The organism is Nocardiopsis sp. TNDT3, from assembly GCF_003427465.1.
GTDB classification, from domain to species: Bacteria; Actinomycetota; Actinomycetes; order Streptosporangiales; family Streptosporangiaceae; genus Nocardiopsis; species Nocardiopsis dassonvillei.
On sequence record NZ_QPFC01000949.1, the window covers coordinates 1 to 7,392 of the forward strand.

The following is a 7,392-nucleotide window of genomic DNA, read 5'->3' on the forward strand; positions in this document are numbered from 1 at the left end:
CTCCGGTCCCGCCGGGGCTCAGGTGTAGCCGAGCCGGGACAGCTCCGTGCCCGCCACCTGGCGCACGTCGCCGTACTGGTCGCGCGTCAGGCGCTCGCGCCACGACCCCACGCCCCAGGACTCCGCGGTCAGCAGCTCCGAGGCCGACACCCGCGCCCCGGTGAACTCCCGCAGCCGCTCGGCCGCCTCCACCTCGCCGCCGTGCACGTCCTCGTAACGCAGGGTCATCAGCTGCTCGGCGCCGATGGAGCGGCGCAGCAGGGCCGACATGCGGATCGCCCCGCGCCAGCGCATCGCGCACTTGGCGGCGGTGGAGCCCTCCGTGAACGCGGACAGGTCCGACTCCTCCTCCAGGCCGAAGAAGTGGTTGGGGAACTCGTGGTCGAGCTTCATGAAGCTCGGCTTGAGCCAGGCCAGCGAGCGCTCGTCCTCCATCATGTCCGCGATGACGTCGCGGCCGTCCCGGATGACCTGGACGAACAGGGCGTCGGGGAAGGCCGCGTGCAGGGCGGTGGCGCAGAACAGCAGGTCGGGGCTGGCGTCGCCGTAGCGGCGCACCTCCGCGCTGTGCTCGCACGGCTCGGCGGCGGCGTTGGCGGGCACGCGCGCCCACGGCCCCGGACAGCGCGGACAGGTCAGGGGCGTGAGCTGCCAGGCCTCGGCGTAGGCCTCGCGCAGCAGGCTCGCCGTCCCGGCGACCTTCTCCAACGCGAGGGAGGGGCGTCTGGCCACGGCGTAGACGGCGTTGAGCACGCCCGACGAGCCCGCGCCCAGGTGCAGGCCGGGCACGCGCGACAGGGCACGGGCGACCTCGGCGACTCCCGAGTGGGGAGCGCCCAGGACGAACACCGGGCGCTCGACCTTGGTCCCGTTGACCACGAGGATGTAGGACGGCTGCTTCATGACGGTGTCGATTTTCGCACCCTTTGCCCACCTCGTGTGCATCGGCAGGGGATGTGGCCTCCGTGCCCTTCCTGTGCCCCCGAGATTACGCTCCGGTTCGGACCGGCGCCGCGCACCGCCGCGGCCCGGGGCGGTGCGCCGGAGCGTCGCGGGGCGCGCCGTGCGCGGCGGCGGGCGCGGTGGGGCGAACGGTGCCCCGCCCGCGTAAGAATGGGGGGTATGGCCTCGACGACCACCGAATCAGCGCCCTTCTCCGACCCAGGGGAGTTCGAACGGGCCGCCGAACTCCTGGAGTCCGCCGAACGCGTCACGGTCCTCACCGGGGCGGGCGTGTCCACCGACTCCGGCATCCCCGACTTCCGCGGACCGCACGGGGTGTGGACCACCGACCCGGACGCGCAGGCCCTCTCCGACATCGACATCTACATGGGCGACGCGGACGTGCGCCGCAGGGTGTGGGCCCAGCGCCGCACCCACCCGGTGTGGCGGGCCCGCCCCAACGCCGCGCACCGCGCCCTGGCCGACCTGGAGGCCACCGGGCGGCTGCGGGCCCTGATCACCCAGAACATCGACGGCCTGCACCAGCGGGGCGGGACGTCCGAGGACGCGGTCATCGAGGTGCACGGCACCATGCTGCGGGTGGTGTGCATGGCGTGCGGCCTGCGCACGCCGAGCGAGACGGTGCTGGCGCGACTGGACGAGGAGTCCGACCCCCGCTGCCCGGAGTGCGGCGGCATCCAGAAGTCCGACACCATCTCCTTCGGGCAGCGGCTCGACGCGGACGTCGTCGACGCGGCCAGCCGGGCCGCCCGCGAGTGCGACGTGTTCCTGGCCGTGGGCACGTCGCTGACGGTCCACCCGGTGGCGGGGCTGTGCGACGTGGCCATGATGGCGCGGGCCAGCCTGGTGGTCGTCAACGCCGAGCCCACGCCCTACGACGACTTCGCCGGCGCCGTGGTCCGCGACCCCATCGGCACGGCGCTCCCCGCCCTGGTGGAGCGGGTGCGCGCGGCAGGGTAGGGGCGGCGAAGACCGTCTCGGCCGTGCCGGGTTCCGGCACGGCCGGTTGCCGGGGCGGCGCGCTCAGCCCCCGCTGCTGCTGTACCGGCCCGTCGGGGAAGGCGTTCGGCGCAGCCCGGGGACGGTGTCGGCGGCCTGTTCTCCGATCCGCCCGACACCGCCGACGGCACGGGGGCCGTGTTCCGACGCCCACGAGGCCCGGGCGAGTCCGAGGACCCGCTCGAAGACGTCCTCGTGCGTGTACGGGGCCAGGACCCGCAGGACCGGGACGACCGTCTCCTCCCGGAGCTGGGGCCCGACCACGACCGTCCGCACACCGTTGAGGTAGAGGTTGACGACATCCACGAGTTCGGTAGCGAACGCGGACGCCTCGGACACCAGGGCCAGGTCCTCCGCCGCCTGCCTGAGCACCACCAGTTCGAGGCGTCCGAGGGCCCGCTGCGCGAGCAGGCGCCGGTAGGTGCGCAGGCGCTCCCCGGGGTTTTCGGCGGCGGGCTCCAGCCGCAGCCGCATGACCTCGTGGGCCTCCGTCCACGTCGCCTCGGAGTGGACGTCCGAGTACCAGGTGCCCAGGTCCTCCGACACGTGGCCCAGGTAGGGCAGAAGCCCGAACATGAAGCGCGCGGCCGTGCCGTTGACGCGCATAGCCATCGACCGGAGCAGACGGGAGGCGACCGTGTCGTAGGACACGGAGATGCCGTAGGGGTCGGTCACGGAGGGCGCGGCGTCGTTGTTCTTGCGCAGTTCGAACCCCATGCACTCCCCGACGTTGACCGGTGCGCCGTCCTCCCTGCCGATGACCGTCACGGGGCCGTCGGCCTCCCAGCCATCCAGGTGGCGGACGCGGAGCACGGACACGATGCTGAACCACTCGGCGCCGGGCAGGGTGCGCCACATCGTGGTGGTGCCCTGGAGGGTCTGGTCGGGCTCGTGCGCCTCCGGGAAGAGCTCGCGCGCGTCCACCGGCTCCTCCCGCACCAGGCACAGCAGGATCATGAGGTTGCTGGTGTAGTTGGCCTCGCGCTGGGTCACCGGCAGCCGCGTGGGCTCGTAGGCACCGTACGAGCGGTTGGGGGCGGGGAAGGGCGCCTCCTGGAACAGCTCCACGAGCAGCCGCGCGTAGTCCTCGCGGGCCTCCGGCTCCTCGGTGAACCGCCGTTCCAGGAGTTCGGAGAGGAAGTCCACGACCTTCTCCCTGCCCGCGTAGCTGGCGAAGGAGGACAGGGCGTACAGCTCGCCGTCGTCGGGACGCGTACTCCGCGCCCGGCGCCGTGAGGAGCGCGCGCGTGAGGCGTCCAGCTCGTCCAGGGCGACGATCACCGCCCTGGCCACCAGGTACTCGCCGAAGGTGGCGTGCAGGAACTCGAACACGCTCGCGGTGCCCTCGCCGCGCCTGGCCCGGGACTCGTGGACGAAGAAGAACCTGCCCAGCACCTGGTGGGCGGGGTCGATCCGCCCGTGCAGGTCGGTCTCGGCCGCGCGCACCGCGGCGTCGGGCATGAGGACCGCGAGGTCCCGGTCCAGCTCGTCGGCGCTCACACTCTGCTTGCGCCGGGTGAACATCGCCAGCGCGGCGATCTCCAGACGGCGCAGCTCCTCCTCGACCGCGTCGTCGAAGTCGTTCCTGCCCAGACCGGAGTGGTGCTTGTCCACCTCGCGCCTGGCGAACATCGTCAGCAGCCGTTCGTACAGCTCCCCGTGGGACAGGGCGTGCGAGGCGCGCCGCAGACCGTTGTCCCCGGCGTCGTAGATGAGCAGCATGAGCAGCAGCAGGGGCTGCTCGGCCAGTTCGCGGTAGGGCAGGAGGGAGTCGACGGACAGCGGTTCGAGGCCCCGGGAGGCCAGGGCCCGCGCGTTCGCCTCGTTCCACACCCGGACCATCTGTCCGATCTGGGCCTCGGTGAAGGGTTCCAGCCGGACCACGGTGGTGCCCAGGGGGAAGCGCGTCCGGTCCGCCACGACCGTGCGGCTGGTGACGATGACCGCCACGGGCTGCCCCAGAGCCTCCTGCTTGTGCTGGAACTCCTCCACCCGCTCCAGGTAGTCGGAGCGGTCCACACCGGTCGCCTGGAGGAGTTCGTCGAAGCCGTCCAGGATGATGACGGGCAGCGCGCCGTCCGCCGACTCGGCGAGTTCGCGCCAGGACACGCGGGTGTGGAGCGTCTCGGCGAGTCCTTCCTCGATCTGCGCGTGGATGGGCGCGTTCGGCTGGACCGAGCGAAGCTCCACCCGGATGGGGAGGAAGTCGGCGGCGGGCAGGTGGGCCGCGAGCATCTCGGTGAACTTGGACTTGCCCGCGCCCGGGTGGCCCAGGACGACCGTGGGGGTCTCGACGGAGTCCGCATGGATCAGGTGCAGCGCGAAGAAGCGCCGGAGGTCGTCCACGAGTGCGGCCTCCTGCCACACCTCCTCCGTGGAGGGGGAGCCGTTGGTGTCGGCCCTCAGCACACGGCCGCACGGCGGCACGTAGGCGTCCTCCAGGGCGGGCAGGACCAGCCCCGACGACGCCTCGTCCGAGCGCAGCACGGGCTGGCGCAGCACCGCCCGGTAGGAGGCGGCGAGTTCCCGCCTGCGCTGGTCCACCGGTCGGCCGGAGCCCGCCAGCTCCAGCAGTCTGCCTAGCTCCCCGAACCCGTGGGCGAGGACCTGGCGGGTGTGGTCGTGCTCGTAGAGGTGCACCCACATGCCGAACTCGGGGACCTCGGCGGCGAGCTGGCGCAGGTACTCGGTGAGCCGCCGGGCGGCGTCCTCGGGGACCTCGTCGATCAGCCGTGCCATGAGGGGGTGGTCGTGGTCCACAGCGTGTGCGACGGCCTCGGGGTGGCCCACCAGGATGTCGCTGAAGCTGCCCGTGAGGAGGTGGAAGACCTGGAGGATCTCGTAGGGTTCCACGTCCTCGGTGTGCACGTCGGCGGGGGCGGGGAGCGCCCCCAGGTCCTGGAGGGCCGAGTCGAAGGACGTGAACGGTGCGGCGTCGCCGAGCCTGAGCGCGTCCAGGGAGAAGGGAGCTTCGGCCCTGTCGAGGCACTCCTCCACCGCCTCGAAGAACGAGATGACGACCAGTACCTTGTGGGCCGCCTCGATCTTCTCCGTCCGGGACAGGCGGCTCTCACCGCTGATCTTGTCCCGGATGCCCTCGATGGCCTGGCGGCCCTTGCTCACCAGGAAACCGCGCAGGCCGAAGAGGTCGGGCACCCCCACCAGCCCCAGCCCGCCGTCCGCGAGTTTCTCGGCGAGGTTCATCACCTCCGAGTCGTTCTGGCCGAGGACCTTGAGCGCGTCCGCGTAGGTGAGCCGTTTCGCCATCGGGGTGCCTCTTCCGGCTTCGAGGGAGGTGGGGGGAACACGGTCGGACCCGGCACCGGGGGTGGTGCCGAGTCCGCAGGTCAGCATGGGTTTCGGGGGTGAGGGGGAACGAGAGCGGTCCCGTGGTGGGATCCGCTAGGGCAGCTCCCAGTTCACCAGGTCGGAGTTCTGCTCCTTGAGCATCTCGTTGGCGCGGCTGAACGGCTTCGAGCCGAAGAACCCGTTCCGTGCCGACAGCGGGCTCGGGTGCGCGGACTCCACGCACGGCACGCCCGGCATCAGCGGGCGCAGGTTGCGGGCGTCGCGCCCCCACAGGATCGCCACCAGCGGCTTGTCGCGCTCGGCGAGCGCCCGGATGGCCTGCTCGGTGACGGCCTCCCAGCCCTTGCCGCGGTGCGAACCGGCCTTGCCCGGCTCCACCGACAGCACCCTGTTGAGCAGCAGCACGCCCTGCCGGGTCCACGGGGTCAGGTCGCCGTTGGAGGGCATGGGCACGCCCAGGTCGTCGACCATCTCCTTGTAGATGTTGCGCAGGCTCGCGGGCAGGCGCACGTCCGGGGCGACCGAGAAGCTCAGACCCACCGCGTTGCCCGGGGTCGGGTAGGGGTCCTGGCCCACGATGAGCACGCGCACGTCCTCGAAGGGCTGCTTGAAGGCGCGCAGGACGTTCTCACCGGCGGGGAGGTAGGTGCGGCCCTCCGCGACCTCCTGGCGCAGGAAGTCGCCCATCGCGGCGATCTGCGGCGCGACCGGCTCCAGGGCCTCGGCCCAACCGCTGTCCATGATTTCTTTCAGGTCCTTCGGCATGGCCAGAACACTAGCGGCAGCGGGCGACATCCACGTCCGCTTCGGGCCCGCCCCGTTCCCGGGAGCGCGCTTTCTCACCCGAGGACGCGGAGCCGGGAGCCGGTCTCGTCCACCCGGCCGGTCGTTCGCCCACACGGTGGCGCGGGTGGCGGGGAGGTCCGGAGCGCGCTGGCCTCACGCGTCGGGGACGAGCACGACCTTCCCGACGACCGTGCGGGACTCGGCGAGGGCCAGCGCGCGGGAGGCCTCCGAGAGCGGGACGCGGGCGGCCACCTGCGGTGTCAGGACCCCGTCGGCGAGCAGCCGCAGCACCTCGGTCAGGTCCTCGCGCAGCCGGGCGCGGAAGGCGTCGGCGCGGCGGGCGCGTCCGGCCCAGAAGTTGTAGAAGTGGGCGCTCCGGCCGTTGGGCAGGGCGTTCCACACCAGGAGCCGGCCGAAGAGCGCGAGCACGGGCAGCCGGGAGTCGCCCTCGACGTCCTTCGTCGACGCCGTGCCGTAGGAGACGAGTGTGCCGCCGCGCCGCAGCAGGCGCCACGACCGGACCAGGTTCCCGCCGCCGACGTGGTCGAACACCGCGTCCACGCCCTCGGGCGCCAGGTCCCGGATCCTGTCGTACACGTGCGGGTCGCGGTAGTCGACGGGGGTCGCGCCGAGCGCGCGCACGGCCTCGTGGTGGCGCGGCGCGGCCGTGCCGATCACGGTGATCCCGGCGTGCAGGGCGAGCTGGACCAGGACCGTGCCCACGCCGCCGTTGGCGCCCAGTACGACGACGGTGCCGCCCCGTCGCACGCGGGCCGTGCGGTGCAGCATCTGCCAGGCGGTGATGCCGTTGACGAGCAGCGTCTCGACCTGCGCCGGGTCCGTCCCCTCCGGCGCCGCCACGAGATCGCGTGCGTCCAGGACCAGGTGGCTGGCCCAGGCGCCGGTCTTGGTGACGGCGGCGAAGCGACGCCCGACGAGGGAGGCGTCCACGCCCGGACCGGCGGCCTCGACGGTGCCGACGACGTCGTAGCCCGGGACGAACGGGAACGGGGGCTGGTCGAAGTACTTGCCCCGGCGCATCTGCTGCTCGGCGAACGATACCCCGGTCGCCTCCATGCGCAGCAGGACGTGTCCGGCTCCGGGAGCGGACAGTGCTCGGGGCCGAACCTGGAGGCCGGAGGGTTCGACTCGGCCGGGCAGCAGGACCTGGGTGGCGGTGGTGGCGGCGACGGCGTTCATGGGGCCTCCTGTCGGAACAGTCTTGCTAACGCTCGTAAACTTACATGCGTAAACTCAAGGGTGCAAGACGGGCCCGACGACTTCCAGCCGTAAGGTGACACCTTGACTTCCTCTCCTGCCTGAGGGCAGGAGAAT

At 72.2% G+C, this 7,392-nt stretch carries 5 protein-coding genes; 1 reads left to right on the plus strand and 4 read right to left on the minus strand.

Translation table 11 applies throughout. The features are described from left to right. Positions 1 to 18 precede the first annotated feature (18 nt). The gene (locus tag DQW06_RS22095; protein ID WP_019609068.1) at positions 19 to 903 is read right to left on the minus strand and encodes a sulfotransferase; all 885 of its coding nucleotides are present in this window, start codon (positions 901 to 903) and stop codon (positions 19 to 21) included. A gap of 219 nt (positions 904 to 1,122) precedes the next feature. On the opposite strand from DQW06_RS22095, the gene DQW06_RS22100 reads away from it, so the two are divergent. Further along, complete coding sequence (locus DQW06_RS22100) at positions 1,123 to 1,923, plus strand: Sir2 family NAD-dependent protein deacetylase (RefSeq protein ID WP_013152440.1); 801 nt, start codon at positions 1,123 to 1,125, stop codon at positions 1,921 to 1,923. A 63-nt stretch (positions 1,924 to 1,986) separates the two neighbouring features. On the opposite strand, the gene DQW06_RS22105 is transcribed toward DQW06_RS22100, so the two are convergent. The 3 genes from DQW06_RS22105 to DQW06_RS22115 all read right to left on the minus strand — a co-directional run bounded on the left by DQW06_RS22105 (position 1,987) and on the right by DQW06_RS22115 (position 7,257). Beyond that, the gene (locus DQW06_RS22105) at positions 1,987 to 5,229 is read right to left on the minus strand and encodes an NACHT domain-containing NTPase (protein WP_117199228.1); all 3,243 of its coding nucleotides are present in this window, start codon (positions 5,227 to 5,229) and stop codon (positions 1,987 to 1,989) included. A gap of 135 nt (positions 5,230 to 5,364) precedes the next feature. Further along, positions 5,365 to 6,036, minus strand: a complete 672-nt coding sequence (locus DQW06_RS22110; protein ID WP_071621807.1) for a uracil-DNA glycosylase — start codon at positions 6,034 to 6,036, stop codon at positions 5,365 to 5,367. Between the two features lie 174 nt (positions 6,037 to 6,210). Beyond that, on the minus strand, positions 6,211 to 7,257 hold the full coding sequence (locus DQW06_RS22115; protein ID WP_117199229.1) for a medium chain dehydrogenase/reductase family protein: 1,047 nt from the start codon (positions 7,255 to 7,257) through the stop codon (positions 6,211 to 6,213). Positions 7,258 to 7,392: the final 135 nt, after the last annotated feature.